Source organism: Thermus sp. H19.2 (assembly GCF_054979525.1).
The window spans coordinates 1,428,230-1,450,560 of sequence record NZ_CM143429.1 but is presented as its reverse complement, the minus strand read 5'-3'; the positions used below and the strand labels follow the sequence as shown (position 1 = coordinate 1,450,560).

At 68.0% G+C, this 22,331-nt stretch carries 23 protein-coding genes and 1 tRNA gene; 9 read left to right on the top strand and 15 right to left on the bottom strand.

All coding sequences use genetic code 11. The features are described 5' to 3' along the window. Positions 1-65 precede the first annotated feature (65 nt). Both ACY5J6_RS07900 and ACY5J6_RS07895 read left to right on the top strand, forming a co-directional pair. Entirely contained in the window at positions 66-1,658 is a 1,593-nt protein-coding gene (locus ACY5J6_RS07900) for a site-specific DNA-methyltransferase (protein ID WP_462844443.1), read from the top strand. Then, entirely contained in the window at positions 1,655-4,129 is a 2,475-nt protein-coding gene (locus ACY5J6_RS07895; RefSeq protein ID WP_462844442.1) for a DEAD/DEAH box helicase, read from the top strand. Before ACY5J6_RS07900 ends, ACY5J6_RS07895 begins: the two co-directional genes overlap by 4 nt. Positions 4,130-4,267: 138 nt before the next feature. Here ACY5J6_RS07895 and ACY5J6_RS07890 read toward each other — a convergent pair whose 3' ends face one another. The 9 genes from ACY5J6_RS07890 to ACY5J6_RS07850 all read right to left on the bottom strand — a co-directional run bounded on the left by ACY5J6_RS07890 (position 4,268) and on the right by ACY5J6_RS07850 (position 9,968). Further along, positions 4,268-4,807 (bottom strand): DUF4411 family protein, encoded by a 540-nt coding sequence (locus ACY5J6_RS07890; RefSeq protein ID WP_462844441.1) that lies wholly within the window; start codon positions 4,805-4,807, stop codon positions 4,268-4,270. Next, positions 4,794-5,927, bottom strand: a complete 1,134-nt coding sequence (locus tag ACY5J6_RS07885; protein ID WP_462844440.1) for an XRE family transcriptional regulator — start codon at positions 5,925-5,927, stop codon at positions 4,794-4,796. The genes ACY5J6_RS07890 and ACY5J6_RS07885 overlap by 14 nt, the downstream gene beginning before the upstream one ends. A 64-nt stretch (positions 5,928-5,991) precedes the next feature. Then, on the bottom strand, positions 5,992-6,198 hold the full coding sequence (locus ACY5J6_RS07880) for a type II toxin-antitoxin system HicB family antitoxin (RefSeq protein WP_462844439.1): 207 nt from the start codon (positions 6,196-6,198) through the stop codon (positions 5,992-5,994). A 20-nt stretch (positions 6,199-6,218) separates the two neighbouring features. Next, complete coding sequence (locus ACY5J6_RS07875; RefSeq protein ID WP_462844438.1) at positions 6,219-6,365, bottom strand: hypothetical protein; 147 nt, start codon at positions 6,363-6,365, stop codon at positions 6,219-6,221. 78 nt (positions 6,366-6,443) lie between these two features. Further along, the gene (locus tag ACY5J6_RS07870; RefSeq protein WP_462844437.1) at positions 6,444-7,004 is read right to left on the bottom strand and encodes a hypothetical protein; all 561 of its coding nucleotides are present in this window, start codon (positions 7,002-7,004) and stop codon (positions 6,444-6,446) included. Positions 7,005-7,050: 46 nt separating this feature from the next. Continuing rightward, the gene (locus ACY5J6_RS07865) at positions 7,051-8,262 is read right to left on the bottom strand and encodes an AAA family ATPase (RefSeq protein WP_462844436.1); all 1,212 of its coding nucleotides are present in this window, start codon (positions 8,260-8,262) and stop codon (positions 7,051-7,053) included. Beyond that, the gene (locus tag ACY5J6_RS07860) at positions 8,262-9,212 is read right to left on the bottom strand and encodes a bifunctional DNA primase/polymerase (RefSeq protein WP_462844435.1); all 951 of its coding nucleotides are present in this window, start codon (positions 9,210-9,212) and stop codon (positions 8,262-8,264) included. The genes ACY5J6_RS07865 and ACY5J6_RS07860 overlap by 1 nt, the downstream gene beginning before the upstream one ends. A 127-nt stretch (positions 9,213-9,339) precedes the next feature. Next, positions 9,340-9,573 (bottom strand): hypothetical protein, encoded by a 234-nt coding sequence (locus tag ACY5J6_RS07855; protein ID WP_462844434.1) that lies wholly within the window; start codon positions 9,571-9,573, stop codon positions 9,340-9,342. Between the two features lie 164 nt (positions 9,574-9,737). Further along, a complete protein-coding gene (locus ACY5J6_RS07850) occupies positions 9,738-9,968 on the bottom strand; it encodes a helix-turn-helix domain-containing protein (RefSeq protein ID WP_462844433.1) in 231 nt (76 codons plus the stop codon). 188 nt (positions 9,969-10,156) lie between these two features. On the opposite strand from ACY5J6_RS07850, the gene ACY5J6_RS07845 reads away from it, so the two are divergent. Beyond that, the gene (locus ACY5J6_RS07845; protein WP_462844432.1) at positions 10,157-10,927 is read left to right on the top strand and encodes a hypothetical protein; all 771 of its coding nucleotides are present in this window, start codon (positions 10,157-10,159) and stop codon (positions 10,925-10,927) included. A gap of 519 nt (positions 10,928-11,446) precedes the next feature. After that, on the top strand, positions 11,447-11,809 hold the full coding sequence (locus tag ACY5J6_RS07840; protein WP_462844431.1) for a hypothetical protein: 363 nt from the start codon (positions 11,447-11,449) through the stop codon (positions 11,807-11,809). A 20-nt stretch (positions 11,810-11,829) separates the two neighbouring features. On the opposite strand, the gene ACY5J6_RS07835 is transcribed toward ACY5J6_RS07840, so the two are convergent. Beyond that, on the bottom strand, positions 11,830-11,979 hold the full coding sequence (locus ACY5J6_RS07835) for a hypothetical protein (protein ID WP_462844430.1): 150 nt from the start codon (positions 11,977-11,979) through the stop codon (positions 11,830-11,832). A gap of 290 nt (positions 11,980-12,269) precedes the next feature. Between ACY5J6_RS07835 and ACY5J6_RS07830 the strand changes: the two genes are divergently transcribed. Beyond that, on the top strand, positions 12,270-12,512 hold the full coding sequence (locus ACY5J6_RS07830) for a hypothetical protein (RefSeq protein WP_462844429.1): 243 nt from the start codon (positions 12,270-12,272) through the stop codon (positions 12,510-12,512). A 31-nt stretch (positions 12,513-12,543) separates the two neighbouring features. Here the strand turns inward: ACY5J6_RS07830 and ACY5J6_RS07825 are convergent. After that, positions 12,544-12,637 (bottom strand) — tRNA-Ser (locus tag ACY5J6_RS07825). Between the two features lie 57 nt (positions 12,638-12,694). Between ACY5J6_RS07825 and ACY5J6_RS07820 the strand changes: the two genes are divergently transcribed. Genes ACY5J6_RS07820 through ACY5J6_RS07805 form a run of 4 tightly spaced genes read left to right on the top strand, consistent with a single transcriptional unit; the run spans position 12,695 to position 16,654 of the window. Beyond that, positions 12,695-15,169: a CBS domain-containing protein gene (locus ACY5J6_RS07820; protein ID WP_462844428.1), complete on the top strand. Its 2,475-nt coding sequence runs from the start codon at positions 12,695-12,697 to the stop codon at positions 15,167-15,169. Then, a complete protein-coding gene (locus ACY5J6_RS07815; RefSeq protein ID WP_462844427.1) occupies positions 15,144-15,749 on the top strand; it encodes a zinc metalloprotease in 606 nt (201 codons plus the stop codon). Before ACY5J6_RS07820 ends, ACY5J6_RS07815 begins: the two co-directional genes overlap by 26 nt. 17 nt (positions 15,750-15,766) lie before the next feature. After that, the gene (locus ACY5J6_RS07810) at positions 15,767-16,426 is read left to right on the top strand and encodes a site-2 protease family protein (RefSeq protein ID WP_462844426.1); all 660 of its coding nucleotides are present in this window, start codon (positions 15,767-15,769) and stop codon (positions 16,424-16,426) included. Positions 16,427-16,435: 9 nt separating this feature from the next. Further along, on the top strand, positions 16,436-16,654 hold the full coding sequence (locus tag ACY5J6_RS07805) for a hypothetical protein (protein ID WP_462844425.1): 219 nt from the start codon (positions 16,436-16,438) through the stop codon (positions 16,652-16,654). Here ACY5J6_RS07805 and nfo read toward each other — a convergent pair. The 4 genes from nfo to ileS all read right to left on the bottom strand — a co-directional run bounded on the left by nfo (position 16,628) and on the right by ileS (position 22,243). Further along, on the bottom strand, positions 16,628-17,452 hold the full coding sequence (gene nfo / locus ACY5J6_RS07800; RefSeq protein WP_462844424.1) for an endonuclease IV: 825 nt from the start codon (positions 17,450-17,452) through the stop codon (positions 16,628-16,630). The two genes, ACY5J6_RS07805 and nfo, sit on opposite strands and share 27 nt — an antisense overlap. 1 nt (position 17,453) lies before the next feature. Next, positions 17,454-17,942 (bottom strand): septal ring lytic transglycosylase RlpA family protein, encoded by a 489-nt coding sequence (locus ACY5J6_RS07795; protein WP_462844423.1) that lies wholly within the window; start codon positions 17,940-17,942, stop codon positions 17,454-17,456. Beyond that, complete coding sequence (locus ACY5J6_RS07790) at positions 17,943-18,980, bottom strand: M24 family metallopeptidase (RefSeq protein WP_462844422.1); 1,038 nt, start codon at positions 18,978-18,980, stop codon at positions 17,943-17,945. A gap of 131 nt (positions 18,981-19,111) precedes the next feature. Continuing rightward, positions 19,112-22,243 carry an isoleucine--tRNA ligase gene (gene ileS, locus ACY5J6_RS07785; RefSeq protein WP_462844421.1) on the bottom strand — a complete coding sequence of 1,044 codons (3,132 nt, stop codon included), beginning with the start codon at positions 22,241-22,243 and terminating at the stop codon, positions 19,112-19,114. Between the last annotated feature and the right edge of the window lie 88 nt (positions 22,244-22,331).

Sequence of the window (22,331 nt, the reverse complement as noted above, 5' to 3'; positions counted from 1 at the left end):
GTGATGAGAGCTCAGGGGCCAAACCGGTTGCGGGTGAAGGCCAGCCTTGGGATATACTCTTCCTTATGCCGGCCTTGGAGTGGATCGGCAAGCGGGCGGTGGCGCGGCACCACTTGGAGATTCCCTACCGCCTCCTCACCCCGGTGCCGGAACTCTCCCACGGCGAGGGCGAGAACCTTTTGGTGGAGGGGGACAACCTCGAGGTCCTCAAAGCCCTCCTCCCCGAGTACCGGGGGCGGGTGAAACTCGTCTACATAGACCCCCCTTACAACACCGGCAACGAGGGATGGGTCTATAACGACAACGTGAACAGCCCTGAGATGCGGGCCTGGCTGGGGAAGGCGGTGGGCCCGGAGGCGGAAGACCTCTCCCGGCACGACAAGTGGCTTTCCATGCTGTACCCCAGGCTGAGGCTTCTCCATGAGCTCTTGCGGGAAGACGGAAGCCTGTGGATGAGCATTGACGACAACGAGGTCCACCGGGCGCGGATGCTCCTAGACGAGATTTTCGGGCCCCAGAACTTCGTGGCTACGGTTATCTGGCAAAAGAAGTACGCTCCTCAAAACGACGCCATCTACTTTTCTGACACGCATGACTATATCTTAGTGTACGCTAAGCGCAAGAAAAACAATGGGAATGACTCTTTAGGATGGAGCTTGAATAGGCTGCCTTCTACACCGGAGAAACTTAGCCGTTACAAGAACCCTGACAACGATCCTAGGGGTCCCTGGATGTCGGATAACTATACCTCAAACAAGACTCGCGAAGAGCGGCCCAACCTTTACTACCCCATCGTCAACCCTAACACCGGCGAGGAAATCTGGCCCTCCCCGACCCGGGTCTGGGCCTTTTCCCGCGAGGAGCACCTTCGCCACCTTGAGGAAAATCGCATTTGGTGGGGAAAGAACGGGCGAGGCAAGCCTCGCCTCAAGCGCTTCCTTTCGGAGATTGTGGAGCACACGGTGCCCAAAACCCTTTGGATGCGCGAGGAGGTTGGGGACACACAAGAGGCTCGTCGTGAAGTGCGAGAAGCTTTGAACGGAGAGGACTTCCCCACCCCCAAGCCCACCCGCCTGATCCAGCGCATCCTCCAAATCGCCACCAACCCCCAGGACGGGGACATCGTCCTGGACTCCTTTGCCGGTAGCGGTACCACGGGGCACGCGGTGCTCAAGCAAAACGCCGAGGACGGGGGCAACCGGCGCTTCATCCTGGTGGAGCTGGACCCCCACATCGCCCAAAACATCACCCGAAAGCGCCTGGAGTACGCCGTCAGGGAACACGGGGGCGGCTTCCGGTACCTGCGCCTGGGGGAGCCCCTCTTTCTGCCCGACGGGCGCATCCGGGAGGGGGTGGACTACCTCACCCTGGCCCGGTACGTCTACTACCGGGAGACGGGGGAGCCCCTGCCCTCCACGCTCCATCCGCCCCTTCTTGGGGTGTCCCGGCGCGGGGTGGCGGTCTACCTCCTCTACAACGGGGCCCTCAAGGACAGGTCCCCCAAAGGGGGCAACGCCCTCACCCGGGAGGTCCTGGCCCACCTGCCCCCCTTTGACGGCCCCAAGGTGGTCTACGGCACCTCCTGCCGCCTGAGCCCGGCCACCCTCGAGGCCCTCCGCATCACCTTCCGCCACATCCCCTACGAGGTGGCCCCATGATGGAGCTGAAGAGCTACCAGAAGGAGGCCCTGGGGGCCCTGGAGGACTTCCTCCACCGGGTGAGGGTCCACGCGGACGCGGGGGAGGCCCATCCCCTTGACCGGGCCTACCGGGAGGTGGCGGGGCGGTACCTGGAGCACCCCCCTCCCTACCAGGAGCCGGGGGGCCTCGAGGGCATCCCCTACGTGTGCTTTCGCATCCCCACGGGAGGTGGCAAGACCCTTCTTGCGGCCCACGCCCTGGCCCCGGCCCGGCGCTTCCTGGGCCAAGACGCCCCCGCCGTGGTCTGGCTCACGCCTACCGAGGCCATTCGCGCCCAGACCCTGCGCGCCCTCAAGGACCCCCAGCACCCCTACCGTCAGAGCCTCGAGGCCGCCCTGGGCCCGGCGCGGGTCATGGACCTGCAGGAGGCCCTGGCCCTGACCCCGGGGGACGTGGGGGCGGTGGCCTTGGTCCTGGTGGCCACCCTGCAGGCCTTCCGGGTGGAGGCGACCGAGGGGCGCAAGGTCTACGAGGACAACGGCCACCTCATGGCCGTCTTCCGGGCCCTCGAGGAGGCGTCCTCGCCCCCGGAAGGGGTGGGGCGCTACTCCCTGGCCAACCTTCTCCGCCTCATGCGCCCCATCGTGGTAGTGGACGAGGCCCACAACGCCCGCACCCCTCTCTCCTTTGACACCCTGGCCCGCTTGGAGCCTGGGGTCATCCTGGAGTTCACCGCCACCCCCAGGGAGGACTCCAACGTCCTCTTCGCCGCCACCGCCCACGAGCTCCACCGGGAGGGCATGATCAAGCTGCCCATAGAGCTCGTGGTCTTGAAGGACCGGGAGGCGGTCCTCCAGGCGGCCCTGGCCAAGCGGGCGGAGCTCGAGGCCCTGGCCCAGGGAGGTCGGGAGTACCTCCGGCCCATCCTCCTGGTCCAAGCCGAACCCAAACGGGGCGAGGACGCCTTCACCTGGGAAAGGGTCCGCTCCTTCCTCCTGGAGCTCGGGGTGCCGGAAGAACAGATAGCGGTCTCCACGGGGGAACGGGACGACCTCACGGGCCAGGACCTCCTCTCTCCCTCCTCCCCCGTGCGCTACGTCATCACCGTGGACAAGCTCAAGGAGGGATGGGACTGCCCCTTCGCCTACGTGCTGGCCTCGGTGCGCCCCTTGAAGTCCTCCACGGCCATCGAGCAGGTGCTGGGCCGGGTGCTGCGGATGCCGGGGGCCAGGCCCAAGGAGCGGGCGGAGCTCAACCGGGCCTACGCCTTCGCCGTGTCCGAGGACTTCTGGGAGGCGGCGAACGCCCTTAGGGAGGCCCTGGTCCTAGAGGGATTTGAGCGCTACGAGGCCGAAAGGGCCGTGCGCACCGTGGGCCTTCCCCTGGAGGAGTACATCCCTCTCAAGGCCCCGCCCAAGCCGGTGGTCCTCGAGGTCCTGAAGTCCAAGGTGGCCTACGACCCCAAGAGCAACACCTTGGTCCTCAAGGAGCCCCTTACCCCAAGCGAAAAGGCCATCCTCCGCGAGGGGCTGAAGGAGGAGGACCGGAACAAGCTTCCACAAACCGTTCGCACCCCCTCCGAGGAGGGCAGGGTCCTGGAAGTGCCCCTCCTCGCTTGGCACGGGGAGCCCCTGGAGGCCGAGCACTTTTTGGAGGAAGGGTGGAGCCTGGCGGGTCGGGACGCTCGCGTGGACTTCGTCCCGGGGCCCCTGGGGGTGAGGGGGGAGATCGCGGTGGAGGGGGGTCGGGTGCGCATCGCCCGCCTGGAGGGGTTGGACCGGGCGGGGAGGCTGTTCGGTCCCCACGTGGGCTGGACCCTGGAAAGCCTCGCCCTTTGGCTGGACCGCCACATCCCCCACCCCGACTTGCCCCAGGAGGAGACCCTGCCCTTCATCTACCGGGCCCTGGGGGAGCTTTTGGAGCGGCGGCGCTATAGCCTGGAGGACCTGGTGGCGGAGAAGCGGCGGCTTAGAGACCTCCTGGAGGCCAAGATCCGCGCCCACCGCGAAGCGGCCCGTAAGGAGGCCTTCCAGCGCCTCTTGGAGGACTCGCCTCCCGACCTCGGCACCCTCACCCTCCGGTTGGAGGGGGACTACTTCCCGTCCAACCCCTACCGGGGGGCTTACGTTTTCCGCAAGCACTTCTTCCCGGTCATCGCCGACCTCGAGGACGGCACGGAGGAGTTCCAGTGCGCCCGCCTCCTGGACGAGCTGGACGAGGTGGAGTTCTGGGTGCGCAACTACCCCACCTGGCGCCACGCCTTCCGCCTCCCCTACCCCGGTGGCACCTTCTTCCCGGACTTCCTGGCCAAGCTTCGGAACGGGACCCTCCTCGTGGTGGAGTACAAAGGGGAGCACCTGGCAGAAAACTCCGAAACCTACGAGAAGGAGGCCATTGGCCAGCTCTGGGCCCGGAAGACGGGGAACCGCTTCATTATGGTGCGCACCCTCCAAGGGCTTGACGCCCTCCGCCAAGCCGCCCGCCTCTGATACCCCCCATGCTGGTGCAAGCCAGCATGGGGGCCCCAAAAGAGGTATGGGGGGCGGTTGAGGGGCGGTTCAGTACCGGTTTGGGCAGGGCCTTGCGGGATGGGCTACCGGTTGCCCTTCACCCCTTTACCTGGAAGCCTAAGGGGGGTAGCCTGAGCCTACTTCTAGGAGCGCCGTCATCAGGGGCACGCACCGCACCCCAAAGGCGAAGGCCACGTAGGGCAGGCGCGGCCTTCCCTTGATTAGCCCGCTTACCCCGTCCCACTCGGGCACCTCGTGCCGCTCCTGGGTAATGAGGGCGAGGTTGTGGACCTTGGCCAGGGCCACCAGGCTCGGGTCGGCGCTTCGGAGAAAAGGCTCAGCGTCCTCGGGGGCGTAGTGCTCCACCACGAAGCGCGCTACCTCCTCCAGAGCGGTAAAGAAGTCCCCTGTAGGCTCCAGGAGCTGGTAATGCCCGTCTAGGGACTTCAAAAGGTCGTAGCCCGGGCCACGCTTCCTTAGGACTTCATCCCTCACTTCGCGCCCTAGCCGGAGGAGGCCGCTTTTGATCCCGTCCCGGAACCAGGCCTCGAGGTGGGTCTTGGCCTCCTCCGGTGATTTCCCGAGGGCCTTGGCCAGGGCTCCCAGGGGGCCTCGGTGGAAGGGGGTGATGAGGGCGTTGGCGTCAAGTAGGTACACCCTTCCCCTCCAGGAAGGCCCACGCCGTCCTCAGGTCCACGTTGAGGAGGAAGGCCACGTCCTTGGCGTCCACCTCTCCCTCGAGGGCCGCCCGACGGAGCTCCCGCACGAAGGCGGGGCTGTTCTGGACCACGAGGGTCTTCCAGAAGTTCCCGCCTCCCCCCTTGGGGCGGGGAGGGGCGGCCTCCCGCAGGGCCTCGAGGGCCTCCCTGTACCCCTCCCGCCCCACGAGCCCCAGGCGAAGGGCCCGCTCCAGGGCGGCCCTCGGGCTCACGAAGAAGCGCCGGGAAGCCTCCCGGGCGGCCTCCAAGGGGGGAAGGTACCCATTCCAGGCCGCGCGAAACGCCTCCTCGGGCATCAGGAACTCCGCGGCCACTTGGTCGGCCCAGGCCTCCACCTCGTCCCGGGCTTCTTCCTCCAGCCCGCCCTCCAAGCCCCCTTCTCCCCGCCACACGTGGGCCAGCTCGTGGGCCAGGGTAAAGACCTGGCGGGAAGGGTGTTCGCGGGCGTTCACAAATACCACGGGGGCCACGGGGTCCACCAGGGCGAAGCCGGAGAACTCCCCCGGGTCGTAGGTCCTCCGGGTGTGGGTGCCCACGTGCCCTTGCCGCAGGACCAGGACGCCCAGGGCCTCCGCCCTGTCCGCAAGGGCCTTGAGGAAGCCTTGGTAGCCCCGGGCCCTCCTCCGCAAGTCTTCCACTTCCAGGAGGGGCCCCATCTCCCGGGCCACCTCCGCCGGGGAAGCGCCCTTGCCCTTTCCCACGAAGGGAAGAGGCTTCCCCTTGCGCTCCCGCCACCACTCCTGCTTGCGCCGGGCATCGTGGAAGGCCTCGAGGAGCTCGGGGCTTGGGGGCGCTTCCCGCGCTCTTCCCCGGCGGAAGTCCTTCAGGGGAAGCCTAACCTCGGGCGGGGGGAGGAGGAGGCGCCCCAAGCCCAGGTGGAGGGCCTGGGCCAGCTTCAGGGCCTGGGGGTAGGTGGGCCTCTCCTCTCCCTTTAGCCAGCGCTCCACCTTCTCCGGCTTGACCTGGACCTTCCGGGCAAGCTTCTCCGCCTCGAGGCCCGCCCAGTCCATAGCCCACCGGAGGGTTTCTGGCTTGATGGGCACCCCTACCGCGCTCATCCCCGCCCTCCCTCAAACGGAGCCAGTCTACTCCTAAAGCGCATGGCGTGTTGTGGGGAGGGCCCTATGCGGCACCAAGCTCCACCTCTACCGTCCGCACCTCGGGCACCCGGCTCGGGGTGGGGGGTTCAAGGTAGAGCTCGAGGGCCTCCTTGAGGTTGGCCAGCGCCTCCTCCTCGGTCTCCCCTTGGGAGGCCACGTTCACTTCAAGGCACTGGGCCACCCACAGGTCCCCCTCGCGCCACAGGTGAGCGGTAAAACGCCGGGTCATGGCCTCAGTTTACCCTGCCCCTACGCCGGGAGGGGGTCTTCCTCCTCCCCCAGGACCTCGATGGGCCGCCCCTTGCGGTCCATGCGTCCGAGGCCCCAGAGGGTAGTGGCCAAGGCCTCCACCTCGTGGGGGAGGAAGACGCGGATAAAGGGGCCATCCCGCACCACCAGGTGCCCGGGGGGCTCCAGGGGGTCCGTGTAGATGTCCAGCCCCTCTCCCTCCTCCCACAGGACCGGGCCAGCGCGTCAACGGGCCGCATGGGCCACCTCCTCCAGGCGGGCCAGGGCCTCCTCCCACCCCCTGGCCGTGAAGGGCTCCTCCCCCGGCTTCCACGCGCTCAGCTCCTCAGGGGGCAGGAGGGCTCGGCTGGCGGGGTGGAGATAGCCCCTCAGCCCCCCCTCGGGGTAGAGGAGGAGGAGGGCGGTACTTCCCACCCGGGCCTCGAGGGCCCCCCCCCACCCCGCCACCAGGTCAACGACCCAGCGGCCACCTATGTCGGCCAGGTGAAGGCGGCGGGGCGGGGGGAGGTCCCGGTGCGCCCAGGCCAGGTAGGGGGTCAGCCCCTCCGGTGGCAGGTAGCGGGTTGCAGGGGCCAGCCCCTCGGGGTACAGAGTGCGTACCACCTCACCCTCCACTCCCAAGGCGTGGGCCAAGATGGCGGCCAGCCGGAAGGGGGAGGAGAGGAGGGCCCGGGCCTCCACCTTCTCGCCGTCCTCGAGGGCCTGGAGGAGGGCGGCCTTGTGCCGGGAGAGGGTGAGCCGCGCCTCCTCAGGGGGCGTGGGGGCGAGCCCCAGCCGTTCCCCCACGCGGTGGAGGGTGAGGCCGGGGTTCTCGTGCGGGCGTGGAGGAGGTCTACAGCCACGTCCACCCCTCCTCGAGCCCCCCTTCAGGGCTAGGGGGGTTTTCCGCAAAGCCCCGGTTTTCCGCAAGGCCGTTTGCGGAAAACTTTGGCCCTTCCTCATCGCAAGAATCCGTTTTCCGCAAAGCCGCGCTATCACGTAAGGGGGTTTGCGGCAAACCCGAGGGGCCCACCTTGGTCAGCTCCGAAGGAGCTACCTTGGTCAGCTCTGAAGGAGCTATCTTGAGGCGGTAGGCCACCGCCCCCCCTTGCCCCCCGAGGGTCAGGCGCTCCACCGCCCCCGCCTGGACCAGGGCCCGAAGGGCCTCTTCCGTGGTCCTCTCCCCGGCGTTCACCCGCTCGGCCACCAGGCGGATGAGCTCCTTGCGGGGCTTGGGGCCCTCCTCCAGGAGCTCCAGGACGGCCCGCTTGGCCAGCTCCCCTTTGGAGGGGCGGGCCTCCTCCTCGGGGAGGTCGGTCAGGGCGAAGGCCAGGGCCTCCCCCTTCCAGACGCGCTCAATCCCCAGGGGGTCCTCGAGGGGGGCCAGGTTGTTCTTCAGGGTGTCCAGCTTGAGCACGTCCCGCCCCCCGGTGAGCTTGGGGGCCACCCGGGTGAGGAGGAAGGCGCTCCGGGCCCCGGCCAGCTTGTAGAAGCTCCCCGCCACCCCCCGCTCCAGGGCGGTGAGGCCCTGCACGGGCTTCGGGGTGTGGTCCAGGAGGAGCAAGGCGGGCCCCGCTTTGGCGATCTCCTTCAGGTAGCCCATCACCTCCGCCACGTGGTCCGAACGGCGGGCGTCCACGAAGGGGAAAAGGGCGCTCCAGGAGTCCAGGACCAGGAGGGCGGGCCCCTGGCGGGCCATCTCCAGGAGGGCCTTAAGCCCCTCCCCCCCCAGGCCTCGGGTGGGCTCCTCGGGCTCCAGGTAGCGGATGCGCCTCAGGGCCTCCCCGTCCACCCCCAGCCCGGCGGCCACCCGGGCGTACCAGGGCCCCTGGAGGCGGGCGTCCGTGTCGTAGTCCAGATGGAGGACCTCCCCCTGGGCCACCTCCCGGTCCAGGAAGGGCAACCCGGCGGCCACCGCCACCTCGAGGGCCGCCACCAGGGTGGATTTGCCCACCCCTCCCCGCCCCCCGAGGAGGGCCAGGGTGCCCTGGGCCACCATCCCCTCCCAGAGCCACGCCACCTCGTGCTTCCTGGGGAGGGCGTCAGCGGTGTGGACCCGGAACATCACACCACCCCCTCCCTTTTCCGCAAGACCCCCATACGATGGGTTGCGGTTTTGCGGAAGACGGAGTTTTGCGATGGGGAAGCCTCAGGTTTTCCGCAAAGGGCTTTGCGGAAAACCCCCCCGTTTGCGGAAAACCCTGCCCCCAGGTCCAGGGGCACCCCGGCCCCCACCTCGAGGCCCCACCTCACGGCGGCCCGGGCCTCCCGCTCAGGCAATCCGGCCCGCACGGCGGCGGCCACCAGGGCCTCCTCCGCCTCCTCGGGGGAGAGGCCGTGGGGGATGAGCCCCCCGGCGGCCCGGGCGTAGGCGATGAGGGTGTTGTGCCGCGTGCCCACGGGGGCCCGGGCCACGGCTTCCGCATAGCTCCCGAGGAGGGCCTGGAGCCGCTTGGGGCTGGCTCCCCCCACCGGGGTCCACGCGGGCTTAGGGGGCGGCGGTGGGGGGAGGAGCCTGAGGAGGAGGCCTTCAGGCACCGGGGGAAGCTCCTCCGGCCTCACCAGGGGCACCTCCCAGGCGTAGCCCCGTCCATCGGCAAGCCGGGTGGGGGCGGCCACCACGTAGGCCCGCCCCATCCCCCGGAGGTCCACCCCGGGAAGCTTCCTGGTCGTGGCGGAAAGCCGCACCCCCTGGGGAAGCCGGAGGAAGACGTGGTAGCCCCCTGAGGCGGTCCTCTGCCGGGGGGCCTCCAGGAGGGCGGGGTGCTCCTGCCTCAGCTCCTCCCAGGCCTCGGGGGCGTCAAAGTCCAGGACCAGGACCCCCTCGGGGGCCAGAATCCCCACCCCGCACCGGGGGCAGGCCCGCCACCAGGCGGTGATGGTGGCCGGGTCCAGGGTGGCCTCCTTCAGGCCGTGGGGGACCAGGCCAGCGTGGGGGCGCTTCTCCCCCGGGTAAAGGGGGAGGACGCCGTAGCCCATGCGGGCGTAGCGGATGGCCGCTGTGCTAAAATTCATTCAAGACCTCCTTTCTGCCCTCCTTCACCTCCACGGGGCGGCCCTCCACCGCCCCGCCCCTCCTTTCATTGGGCCTCCCACACCTCCTAGGGTTGTTGCGCCTGAGCCAGCTCATCGCCACCGCCCTCTAGTCCCGGGGGGCGGCGGCCTTTCCCGCCCCCTCGTCCCCCTCCCGGATGACGCGAAGGGCCTCGAGGTCCCCCTCCACCAGCCCCTCCACCAGTGCCCGAGGGAGGTACAGGCGTTTTCCAACCCGCACCCCGTGTTTGCGGGCCAGGGCGTAGGTGGCCTCAACCCCGATGCCCACCCCCCTCAGGACCTTTACCGCCTCGCGTGCCGGAATCAGGCCGGTTTTTCCCATATCAACCTCCACGCCGACCCTAGCGACGGGTGCCGTGAGGGTGCGTTGGGTTTTGCCCGGGTTCCCGGGGGGGTTGCGGGGCGGGTTGTGGGGGGGGTAAAATGGCGGTGCCGGTATTTCCGTGCGCGCGTGGACGCCCCCCACCCCCGGGGGGCAAACCCGTTTTATGCGCCCTCCCTCCCCTCGAGGCCGCCCTCGAGGAGCCGCACCAGTTCATTCACCGGCACATACGTGATGCGCCCCACGCGCAAATGCCGCACCCGCCCCGCCCGGACGGCCTCGTAGATGGCGTTTTTCCCGATGCCCAACAGTTTGGACGCCTGCAGGGGCGTGTAGGCCGCCCGCACCGGTATGCCCTTTTCCTGCGCTAACCGCCAAATCATCTCGGGGTTCATCGCCTACCTCCGAGGCTCAGGATGGTTTATGATGGTCCCCAATGGCAAGAGGCGTATCGGGGACAAAAACGGGGACACCTCCCCTGACCTTCAACCTGGCCGTTGAATACGTGCCGGTATGCCCGCCCCTCGACCTCGTTTTTGACCCTGAGGGCGCCCCGTTTGCGGCTCCCGGCATCGGGTGGGGGGTGGCCCGGTGGGTCCTACGCCCGCGCGTTTCCCTCCGGACTCTCCTCCCGGACATAGAGGAGGTGAGCCTCGAGGCGGCCCGGCCAAGGGGGTTCGTGGACGCCAACACGCTGGCCGTTTACGATAGCGCCCTCCCCTGCTCAGGAGGGGGGTCCACGGCGGGGGGCGCCCTCGAGGGCCACCTCTCCATTCCCAGCCCCCTCTACACCGAGGTTTTTCGCCTCGGTCGCGTGGCTCGCGCCGCACCCCCCGATGACCCCCGTTTCGCCCACGCCGCTCTGGAAACGGCCTCGAGGGTGGGGATGCTGTACCCGGGATGGGGGGACCCCGTGGCGGCATGGCACGGTTTCGCGCAAGAGGCAAGCTTTTACCTAGACCTCCTCCGGGCCTCTCAGGAGGGGGGAGGGCTGGGGGTGGCCCTACACACCCTGAACCCCCCCGTTGAGCCCTGGATGGAGGTTTACCGTGCCCTCCTTGAGGCATGGCGGGGCGTGGAGGGGGTCAGCGCGGAGGCCGTGGCCCGCCACCTCAGCATCGCCGCTCTACGCGAAATCCTCCCACGCCTCGAGGTCACCCCGGACGGGCGGGTCAGGGGCCCCGTGGGCCCCCGCGCCTGGGTGCGCCTCGAGCTTGCCCAGGCGTTCACGGAACGCCGCGTGCGTTTTTGCCCGGTGTGCGGGGCACCCTTCCTGGGCCGCGCTGACCGGGAAACCTGCCGGTCGGACCGGTGCCGAAAAGCCTGGTACAGAAAGAAGAAGCGGTCTAAATAGGCAAAAGAAAAACTCCAAGGAGCCTACTGCAGTTTTACTGCAGTTCTACTGCACCCCCGGCGGGAGTGGGAGGACGGGGTGGGACAGGAATGCCGTTCCCAACGGAAACTACGGGACACGATAGAAATGGAATGCCTCCCAGGTTTTCTCCTTGCAAGCGGGAGGTCCGGGGTTCAAATCCCCGCCGCTCCACCAGCTCCAGGACGCAAAAAGCCCCGCCTCGGAAAGGAGGCGGGGGATTGCTTTTGAGAGCTAAGCGACAGCTTGAGCCCTAGCCCTGCTTGCTCACCAAGGCCCGGGCCAACCCCTGGGGTTGGCCTTTTTCTTTACCTGGTTGGGGGTCTACGAAGAAGGGGAAGTGGGGGTCAGAATCCCCGCGTAAAGAAGTGTGGGGTGTGGCGGGTGAGCGCCGGGTGAGTTTTAGGTGGCCTTTATGCCGTCCTAGACGCTGAAAACTCAAAGAAGTGCCGGGTAACGTGGCCTGTCGCCTCTGTATATTCCCCACCTAAGGGGGTAAGCATGGACCGGCAAAAGGTGGTGGGCGTGGTCCTCCTCGGGCTCATAGGGCTCTATTTCGCCCTTCAGGGGAGGGAGAAGCCTCCTTCTTCCTCGCGCCCTGCCCCGGCCCCGGAGGAGAAGAGGGTAGAGGAGGGCGGGAAGTGCCTGGCCCGGGTGTGGGCCGCCGCCCTGGGCTACCAGGAGGTGCGTTTGCGAGTGGAGGGCCAGGCCTGGGCCATACGCCTCTTTTGGCCCGGGGGAGGCCTCCAGGTGGAAACCCCCAAGGTGTGCTCTGGGGGGGAGTGCAAGGTACCCATTCCCCCCGGGGTGAGGCCCGTGGAGGTACAGGTAGACGCTTGCCCCTCCCTCCGCCTCGGGGAGTGAGGCCTCTTGCCCTAAGCTCTTCAAAGCCTTTGCTCCTTGAGGTGGGCGAGGCTGGACTTACCGGGCTTGGGCACTACCGGCTCTGGAAGGGGAGGCTTCCCCTTTTTGCGGGGCGGGGTGATGAGGAAGGGGGCCTCTTCCTTGGGCTTGGGCCTCGAGCCTCGGGACATGCCACTAATGTACCCGGGGCAATGTGCCCGGCCAAGGTGGCCGGGCAAGGCGGACAAAAGCCTTGAGGAAGGCTTTGGGCCCCTTTGCCCTGGGCTTCGCCTGGGGGGAGGGAAGTGCCGGGTAAAATCCCATGTCGCCCTTCTTTGCCCCCGTGGAGCCTCCTGCCCCCCCTCGGAAAGAGGGGAGGAGAGGCTAAAGGTTGGAGTACAGGGACGGGCGTACGGCGAGTGGAGGCCCTAAGCGGGATGCGCTTCCGGGAAACGCGGCTTTTCGGCAGCGAGGGGAGCCTTTGGGGGATGGGCGGCGCATCCGGGTTTTTCACTTCCTGCGGGGGGAGTTGGCCACGGAGCTGGAGGCCTCGGTGCGCACGGGGCACGCCGGGGGGGACATGGGGCTTGTGGAGGCGGTGGAGCGGGAAGACCCCTCCCTTCTGGAACCCTTCGCCGAGGCGGTGGAGGTCCACCGGCTGACCTTCTTGGCCGAGCGGGCCCGCAAGGAGGCTCGGGTGGTGGAGGTGGAAGGGGGGAACTGAAGGAAAAACCCCAGCCTCGAGGCTGGGGGTCTGGCGGAGAGGGCGGGATTCGAACCCGCGAGGCAGGTTTAAGCCCGCCTACACGATTTCCAGTCGTGTCCCTTCAGCCACTCGGGCACCTCTCCACGTGCCAAGCCTGAGTCTAGCAAGGGGGCTTCCCTCCGTCAAGTAAGCTAAAAACCGTGCGGGTGGTGGTGGCCCACGAGAACCTGGACTTTGACGCCCTGGGCTCCATGGTGCTGGCGGGGAGGCTTTTCCCGGGGAGCCTCCTCGCCCTGGTGGGGGGCCTCGAGGGTCCCCTCAAGGAGATCGCCCCTCTTTTGGAGGACCGTTTGGACCTCGTCCCCGCCTCGGAGATCCCCTTGGACAGGGTTTCCGAGGTGATCCTGGTGGACAACGCCCGCCCCGAGCGCATCGGGCCTTTTAAGGCCCTGGTGGGCCGGGTGCCCTTCTGGGTCTTTGACCACCACCCGCGGGCCCCCGGGGACGTGCCCGCCGTGGGGGGGAGGGTCCAGGAGGTGGGGGCCACGGTGAGCCTGCTCCTTCCCCTCCTCATGGAGCGGGGCCTCGTCCTGACTCCCCTGGAGGCCACCCTGGCCTACGCTGGGATCTGGGAGGACACCGGGGGGTTTAGCTTCCCCTCCACCACCCCCTTGGACCTCGAGGCCGCCCACCACCTGGCCCTCCTGGGGGCGGAGATCCCCCGGGTCAGGGCCTGGGTGCGCCCCCACCTGGGGGAGGAGGCCCGAAGCGTCCTCAAGGAGCTTCTCAAGACCGCTCGGGTGGTGGAGGTGGAGGGCTTCCGCCTCCTCCTGGCCAGGGCCAAGGAAGAGGGTTACGTGCCCGCTCTGGCCCCCCTGGCCCACACCCTTTTGGACCTGCACGAGGCGGACGGGGTGCTCTTGGTGCTGAGGCTGGGCAAGGAGGTCCTCCTCATCGCCCGGAGCAAGGCGCGCTTGGACGTGGCCCGATGGCTTGCCCAGGTGGGCGGCGGGGGGCATCCCCGGGCGGCCTTTGCCCGGGTAAGGGGGGTGCAAAGCGCCTTGCGCAGGCTTTTTTCTGCCCTCTCCCTCTTTCTGGATCCCGAACCCACCTTGGGGGAGGCCATGACCTCCCCCGTGGAAACCCTTTCCCCCACCACGGTGGGGGAGGCCCTGCGCAAGCTGGAGGAACGAGGTTACGGGGCCATGCCCGTGGTGGTGCCCCTGGAGGGGGGTGGGGTGCGGGTCTTGGGGCTCGCCCGAAGGCGGGACCTGAGAAAGGCAGAACGCCTGGGCCTGATCCACCACCCGGTGGAGGGGTTTTTGGCCCGGGCGGTGATCCTTCCCCCGGATACGCCGCTTTCCCAGGCCGAAGCCCGGCTGAAGGAAGGGGGAGGCCGGGTCCTGGTGGGGGAGACGGTGGGGGAGGGGTGGCGGCTCCTCGGCATCTTCACCCGCACGGACCTCTACCGCAAGCGGCCCGCCTCGAGGCCCACCCTGGGGGAGAGGATCCTGGAGGCCTTGCCCGAAGGGGCCAGGCAGGTGGTCCTGGCCCTGAAGGAGGCTTTCCCCCAGGGGGTGTACCTGGTGGGCGGGGCGGTGCGGGACGCCCTGCTTTCCCGCTCGGGGCCGGACCTGGACCTGGTGCTGGAGCCGGGGGTGCGGGTGGGGGAGGTGGCCCGCTTTCTTTCGGGGCGCTTCGGGGGAAGCTACGCTCTCCACTACGCCTTCGGCACCGGGCGGGTGCGCCTTCCCTTCGGCCTTTCCGTGGACCTGGCGGAAAGCCGGGAGGAGGTCTACCCCTACCCCGGGGCCCTGCCCCAGGTGCGCCCGGCCCCCATCGCCAAGGACCTGGAAAGGCGGGACTACACGGTGAACGCCATGGCCCTTTCCCTGGCCACCCTGGAGCTTTTGGACCTCTACGGGGGGCTCAAGGACCTGGAGGCCCGCCTCCTGAGGCCCCTCCACCCTCTTTCCTTCGTGGAGGACCCGAGCCGGATCGTCCGGGGGGCCCGCCTGGCGGCCCGGCTCGCTTTCCGCTTCGCCGAGGAGGCCTTGCGCATCCTCCCTCCCGCCCTCCTGCCCGAGGTGCTGCGCACGGCCAGCAGAAGCCGCCTCCGAGACGAGCTCCTTCTGACCCTCGAGGAGGACACCTTCTACGAGGCCCTGGCCCTTCTGGAGGAACTGGGAGCCCTGAGGCCCCTCTACGGCCTCTCCCTTCCCGAAAAGGCCCCCTTCGCCCGCCTCCGCCTTCCCGAGGACACCTTGGGAAGGGCCCTTGTGGAAGCCAGGCTTTTGCTCCTGCTCTTCTTCCAGGAAGACCCCCTGGGCAGGGCACGGGCCCTGGCCGTGCCCAAGCGCCTCCAGGAGGACCTGGCCCTCCTCTTGCAGGCCAAGAGGGGAGAGGAGGTACCGAAGGAGGCCCTGGACAAGGAGCCCTTGCGGAGGGTTTTTCTGGCCCTTTTCCCCGAGCGGGAGGCTTGGCTCAGGGAAAGGCGGCGGGTCCTCCGGGGGCGGGACCTCTTGGAGATGGGCCTCCCCCCGGGCCCCAAGGTGGGGGAGGTTCTGAGGAGGGTGGCCGAGGCCCGGGCCCGGGGGGAGGTGCGCACCTTTGAGGAAGAGCTGGCTTTAGCCCGTAAACTGGTGGGCGATGGGACTCTTTCCCCTCCTCAATGACCCCCCGGTCTTCCTGGTGGCCTTCGCCCTAGCCGCCCTCGGCCTCATCCTTCACAACCTCTTCCAGGCCTGGCTGGCCGACCGTTACGGGGAAACGGCCCCCAGGCGCTACGGCTTTCTCTCCCTGGACCTTAGGGTGCACCTGGAGCCTTTGGGGCTTCTCCTTCTCCTCCTTCTGGGCTTCGGTTGGCCCCGTTTCGTGCCCACGAACCTTCCCGGGCGCAAGGGGGCCTTCGTGGCCCTCATGGGCCCCTTGGGGTTTTTCGTGGCCGCCTTCCTCTATGGCCTTCTCGCCCGCTTTCTGCCCTATCCCTTCGGCGAGGGGCTTTTCGTGGCCCAAAGGCTCATGCTCCTCCACGCCGCCATCTACCTCTTCCCCGTGCCGCCCTTGGACGGGGCCAAGGCCCTTTACGCCGTGGGCGGGTACGAGACCCGCCGCTTCTTGGACCGGTTGGCCTCCTACGGCCCCTTGGGCTTCCTCCTCATCTTCCTCCTCCTCTCCTACACCGGGGTTACGGGCTCCGTGGTCCAGGGGCTTGCGGGGCTTCTGGGGGTCTTGTATCGGGCCTTGGGCCTGTGAGCCCCGCGAGGATGAGCATGGTCGGCCTTCTCCAGCAGGACCCCCTGGCCTTCGCCCTCGCCTTCTCGGCCCTCCTCTTGAGCCTCGGCCTCCACGAGTGGGGCCACGCCTACGCCGCCTTCCGCTTCGGGGACCCCACCCCCCGGCGGTGGGGGCGCCTCACCCCAAACCCCCTCCGGCATCTGGACCCCTTGGGCACGGTCCTCCTTCTCCTAGCGGGCTTCGGCTGGGCCAAGCCCGTGCCCGTGAACCCTGGGGCCTTCCGCCGTTACCGCTTGGGGCTTTTCGTGGTCTCCATCGCCGGCATCGCCATCAACCTGGCCTTGGCCGTGCTCCTCGCCCTTTTGGTGCGGGGGCTTTTCGCCCTGGACCCGTGGGGCGTGGTCCAGACCTTCCGGGGAGAGACCAAGACCTTCACCGGGGTCTTGGCCCTGGGCCTCTTCTTCGCCAGCAGCCTCAACCTGGTTCTGGCGGTGTTCAACCTCCTGCCCATCCCCCCTTTGGACGGCTCCAAGATCCTGCAAAGCCTTCTGCCCCTCTCCTGGCAGCCCTTCCTTTGGCGCCTGGAGCAGTACGCCTGGCTTTCCTTCCTCCTCATCCTCACCGTGTTCCGGGGACCCATCCAGGAGGTGTTGGGCTTCGCCCGGCGGGTGTTTTTCGGCGTATTTTTCGGCTAGAATGGCTCCATGCGCTCTTTGAGCCTTCTTTTATCGGTCCTCGCCCTTTTGCTTCTCCTCCCTGCCCTCCTTCCCCTTCTGGGCTGGCTCAACTGGTTGGTGATCCCCCTGGCCCTGCTGGGGGCGGGTCTGGGGGTGCTTTTTGGGGAGGAGAGGGCCTGGAAGCTCGGGCTACTGGTCCTTGGGGTGGCCGCCTTGCGCCTACTGCTGGGGGGCGGTCTCCTCTAGCCAGCCCCGGAGGACCCGCAGGTTCCAGGCGTCCTCCTCCGGGCTCCTCGGGGTTTCCAGGATGAAGACCCGTCCCCGCAAGCGGGGGTCCAGGAGGACGCCTTTGAGACCTTCCCCGATCTGGCCTTGGAGGAGGTGGGCGTGATGGTCTATGCGGCTTCCCAAGCCCCCCACGGAGTCGTTGAGGTGCACCACCGGGACCCTTTCCAAGCCCACGGCCTGGTCCAGCTCGGAAAGGACCTCGCCGGGAGCGTCCTTCACGGGGTACCCGGCGGCGAAGGCGTGGCAGGTGTCCAGGCAGACCCCCATGGGGGTATCGGCCACGAGCCAGGCCAACTCCTCAAAGCGGGCCCCTATCTTTTCCCCTCCGCCCGCGGTGTTTTCCAGAAGGAGGCGGGGCCTTTCCCGCACCCCGGCGAGGCGGAGGGCCTTGAGGGCCCCTTCCCGCACCCTCTCGGGACTTCCCGAGCCCGGGTGGACCACCACGTACTCCAGGCCGAGGAGACGGGCCTTTTCCAGGTCGTCGGCGAGGCTCATGACGCTCTTTTCCCAAAGCTCCCCCTCCGCCCCGAGGTTGACCAGGTAGGAGGCGTGGATGACTCCGGGGAGCTCCCCTGCGGCCTCCCTTAGGGCGCGGAAGGCTTCTATCTCCGAAGGGGAGAGAGCGCGCGTCTTCCAGCTCCTGGGGCTTTTGGCGAAGATCTGGAGGGCGGAAAGGCCCAGGCTCATGGCCTCCTCCACCGCCCCCGCCACCCCTTTCTTGCCGGCGATGGAAAGGTGAAAGCCGTAGCGGACCACGTTAATCCTCCAGCTCTAGGCGCACCGGGGTGGCCGAGAGGGCCCCGATGGCCTTGGCGGCGGCGTAGGAGAGGTCTATGATGTACCTTCCCCCGAAGGGGCCCCGGTCGTTGATGCGCACCACCACGCTTCGGCCGTTTTTCAGGTTGGTCACCCGCACCCGGGTGCCGAAGGGCAAGGAGGGGTGGGCGGCGGTGAGGGCGTGCATGTCGTAGACCTCCCCGCTGGCCGTCTTTTTGCCGTGAAAGCCTGGCCCGTACCAGACGGCCAGGCCTTCCTGGAGGAAGCGGCCTGGCTTCGGGGAAGCCCCCAGATGCAGGACCTGCCCCGGGTAGATGCGTTCTCCGGTGAGGCCGTTGAGGCGCATGAGCTCCCTTACGCTCAGGCCGTGGGCCTTGGCGATGCGGAAGAGGGTGTCCCCCTTCTTGACGGTGTAGGTCTGGGCCAGGGCCAGGGAGAGGAGGAGGGGGAGGAGGAAGGAAAGGCGCACCTACACCTCCTGCCAGCCTCGAGGGAAGCGGGAAAGGACCTCCACGCCTCCTTCCGTGAGGAGGACGAGTTCCTCTATCCGCACCCCGCCAAGCCCCGGGAGGTAGACCCCGGGCTCCACGGTGACCACCATGCCGGCCTCCAGGACCTCCTCCGCATAGGGGGAAAGCCCCGGCCCCTCGTGCACGGCGAGGCCCACCCCGTGGCCCAGGGAGTGGACGAAGTAGCGGTCCAGGCCGTAGCCTTTGAGGACCTCCCGGGCCAGGGCGTCCACCTCCTTGGCCGGCTTCCCCGGGGCGAGGGCCGCGAGGGCGGCCTCGAGGGCCTCCTCCACCGCCTTGTAGGCCCGGCGCAGTTCCCCTTCCACCTTTCCCAGGGCTAAGGTGCGGGTCATGTCCGAGTGGTACCCCTCGAGCCTAGCCCCCAGGTCCAGGGTGACCAGCTCGCCCTCTTGCAGCCGTTTTTCCGAGGCCCGGGCGTGGGGGAGGGCACCCCTTCCCCCCGAGGCCACGATGGGGGGAAAGGCCACTCCCTCGGCCCCCCGCCTTTTGAGGAAGAACTCCAGTTCCAGGGCGATCTCCCGCTCCTCCACCCCGGGCCTGAGGAGGGGGAGGACGTGGGCCAGGGCCTCCTCCGCCAGGGCCTGGGCGCGGCGGATCCTCTCCACCTCCTCCGGGGTCTTCCTCAGCCTGAGCCTTTCCACCACCCCTTTGGTGGGCACCCACTCCGCCGGGGAGGCTTCCCGCAGGCGCTCCAGGGCGGCGTAGGGCAGGTGCTCGGCTTCAAAGCCTACCCGGCCAGAAAGCCTCCGGTAGAGCTCTTCCCGTTCCTCCCGCCTGAGGACCTTGGCGGGGATCCGGCTTTCCCCTTCCGCCTCGGGGTAGCGGGGGTCGGTGAGGAGGAAGGCCCCCTCACCCGTGACCAGGACCTGGGCGTCCTCGGGGTGGGGGAAGCCCGAGAGGTAGCGGACGTTCTCCGGCCGGGTGACGAGGAGGGCGTCAAGCCCCAGGGGCTCCAGGAGGTCCTTGGGCGCAAGCACGGGGGCACTATACCCCGAGGCCGCCCTTGGGTAAAGCGGCGGTAACCCCCGCGTTGGCTTTGCAACATGGGATGCGCCCACCATGGCTGGGAGAGGTTTTGGGGTCCCCGACGCGGTGGGGTGCTGCCGCCCTACTCCAGCCGGGCCAGGTGGAAGACCGCCTTGCCCTCCTCGTCCTCCACCCGCACCTCAAACCCCCCAAAGAGCCCCTCCCCGAAGGCCCGGGCCAGGGCCTCCTCGGCGATCCAGCGCCCGTGGCGCCTCAGGGCCTCGAGGTAGGGGCCTTCCGCCTGGTAGCCCACCCGGATGCGGTCCGAGACCTTGAGGCCCATCTCCTTGCGGGCCTGTTGCAGGAGGCGGAGGAGGTCTCGGGCCAGGCCCTCCAGGCGAAGGTCTTCCGTGACCTCCACCTTGAGGGCGGCCACGTACCCGTCCTTCTCCAGGGCCTGGTACCCTTCAGGGGCCTGGGCCTCGAGGAGGACCTCCTCCGGGAGGAGGGTGAGGGCCTGGCCTTCTACCTCCAAGGGGATGGCCTCCCCCTTCAGGGCCAGGGCTGCCACCCGCTCCCTCTCCCTTTCCAGGGCTTCCCGGATTTTGGGGACAAGCTTCCCGTACTTCTTCCCGAGGAGCTTGAGGTTGGGCAGGACCCGGTGGCGCAGCACCTCTTCTCCCGGCTCCAGCACCCGCACCTCCTTGACGTTGAGTTCCTCGGCGATCTCCGGGGCGAAGTGCCTGAGGCCCTCCCGCTCCAGAGGGGTGGGGGCGGTGACCAGGAGGAGGGGGAGGGGGGTACGGGTCTTCACCCCGCTTTTCGCCCGGGCCGAGCGGCCGAGGTCCACCACCTTGAGCACCGCCCGCATCTTGGCCACCAGGGCTTCGTCGGCCAAGGCGGGGTCAACTTGCGGCCAGTCGGCGAGGTGGACGCTTTCCTTGGCCTCGGGGTGGAGGCTTCGCACCAGGTTCTGCCAGAGCACCTCGGCGAGGAAGGGCGTGAAGGGGGCGGAGAGCTTGGCCACCAGGACCAGGGCCTCGTAGAGGGTGGCGTAGGCCGACTCCCGGTCCAGGGCGTCCTCGTTCTTCCAGTACCGCCTCCTTCCCCGGCGCACGTACCACTGGGAGAGGTCCTCCACCACGAAGTCCCTGAGGGCGCGGGCGCTGGTGGTGGGGTCGTAGGCCTCGAGGGCCTCCGTTACCCGCTGGATGAGGTCCTGCATCCGGGCGAGGAGCCAGCGGTCCAGCTCGGGCCGCTCCTTAGGGGCGGGAGGGTTCTTCAGGTCGGGCCGATCCAGGTTGGCGTAGGTCACGAAGAAGCTGTAGACGTTCCAGAGGGTGAGGAAGTAGTCACGCACCGTTTCCCGCACCAGATTGGGCCCGAAGCGCCGGTCGGCCTCGGGGGGAGCGGAGACGTAGATGTACCACCTCAAGGCGTCCGCCCCGAACTCCCGCAGGATGTCCCACGGGTCCACCACGTTCCCCTTGGACTTGGACATCTTCTGCCCCTTCTCGTCCAGGATGAGGCCGTGGCAGATCACGTTCTTGAAGGCGATGGAGCCGAAGAGCATGACCCCGAGCTGGTGCAGGGAGTTGAACCAGCCCCGGGTCTGGTCAATGCCCTCGGAGATGAAGTCGGCGGGGAAACTCTCCTGGAATTCCTCCTGGTTTTCAAAGGGGTAGTGCAGGGAGGCGAAGGGCATGGCCCCCGAGTCGTACCAGACGTCAATCACGTAGGGAACCCGGCGCATGCTCCCCCCGCAGGCGCACCCTAGCTCCACCTGGTCCACGTAGGGACGGTGGGGGTCAAAGGGCTCGGGGAGGGGCTTCGTGGCCCTCGCTTTGAGCTCCTGGAAGCTCCCGATGGCCTCCTCCTTGCCGCAGGATTCGCAGACCCAGATGGGCAGGGGCGTCCCCCAGTAGCGGTTGCGGCTTAGGGCCCAGTCCACCAGGTTCCTCAGCCACTCCCCATAGCGCCCCTCCTTGATGTGGGGCGGCACCCACCCGATCTCCTGGTTTTTCTTTAGAAGTTCTTCCTTGAAGCGGGTGTTCCGGATGAACCAGGTCTCCGTGGCGTAGTACATGAGGGGGGTGGAACACCGCCAGCAGTGGGGGTAGCTGTGAAGGTAGCTCTCCTCCTTGAAGAGAAGGCCCCGCCCCTTGAGGTCCTTGAGGATGGCCCGGTTGGCCTCGCGGAAGAAGAGGCCCCTAAAGGGCTCCACCAAGAGCTTTCCCTCCTCGTCCACCGTCTTCAGCATGGGAAGGCCGTAGGCCCGGGCGGTCTCCAGGTCCTCGGCGCCGAAGGCGGGGGCTTGGTGGACGATGCCCGTCCCGTCCTCCCGGCTCACGTAGTCGGCGAGGACCACGAAGTAGCCCTTCTCCAGGGCCTGGGGGTAGGGGGGGGTGTAGGGGAGGCCTTCCAGGGCCTTGCCCGGGAAGGTTTTGAGGACCGGGGTTCCCTCGCCCAAAAGCTTCCTCCCCAGCCCCTCCTCCAGGATCAGGGCCTCGTCTCCCACCTGGAAGGCGGCGTAGGTGTACTCCGGGTGAACCGCCGCGGCCACGTTCCCGGGCAGGGTCCAGGGGGTGGTGGTCCAGATGAGGAGGCTCGCCTTCTCTAGGCCGAGCTTCTTCGGCTCCTTCAGGGGGAAGCGGACGTAGGCCGAGGGGTCTTGGATCTCCTTGTACCCCAGGGCGACCTCGTGGGAGGAGAGGGGGGTGCCGCAGCGGGGGCAGTAGGGCACCACCTTGTGGTCCCGGTAGAGGAGGCCCCGGTCAAAGAGGTTCTTCAGGCTCCACCAGATGCTTTCAATGTAGGTGGGTTCCAAGGTGGCGTAGGCGTTCTCCAGGTCCACCCAGTAGGCGATGCGCTCGGTAAAGGCCTCCCACTCCTTCTCGTAGGTGAAGACGGACTCCCGGCAGGCCTGGTTGAAGCGCTCAATGCCGTAGGCCTCAATCTCCCGCTTGCTCTTGAGGCCGAGCTTCTTCTCCACCTCCAGCTCCACGGGAAGCCCGTGGGTGTCCCAGCCTGCCCTCCGGGGCGCGTAGTAGCCCCGCATGGTCTTGTAGCGGGGAAAGAGGTCCTTGTAGCTCCGGGCCTGGGCGTGGCCCACGTGGGGGAGGCCGTTGGCGGTGGGAGGGCCCTCGTAGACGGTGTAGCGGGGACCGCCTTTGCGGTTTTCCACGCTCTTTTGGAAGATCTTTTCCCGCTTCCAGAAGGCCAAGACCTCTTCCTCCATCTGGGGAAAGTTGGGCTCGCCGACCTCCTTGAACATCCCTCACCTCCTAAGCAAGACGTCCGCGCCTTAAGGCGCGGACGAAAGCTTGCGCTTCCGCGGTACCACCGCGCTTCCTGGGGAAGGC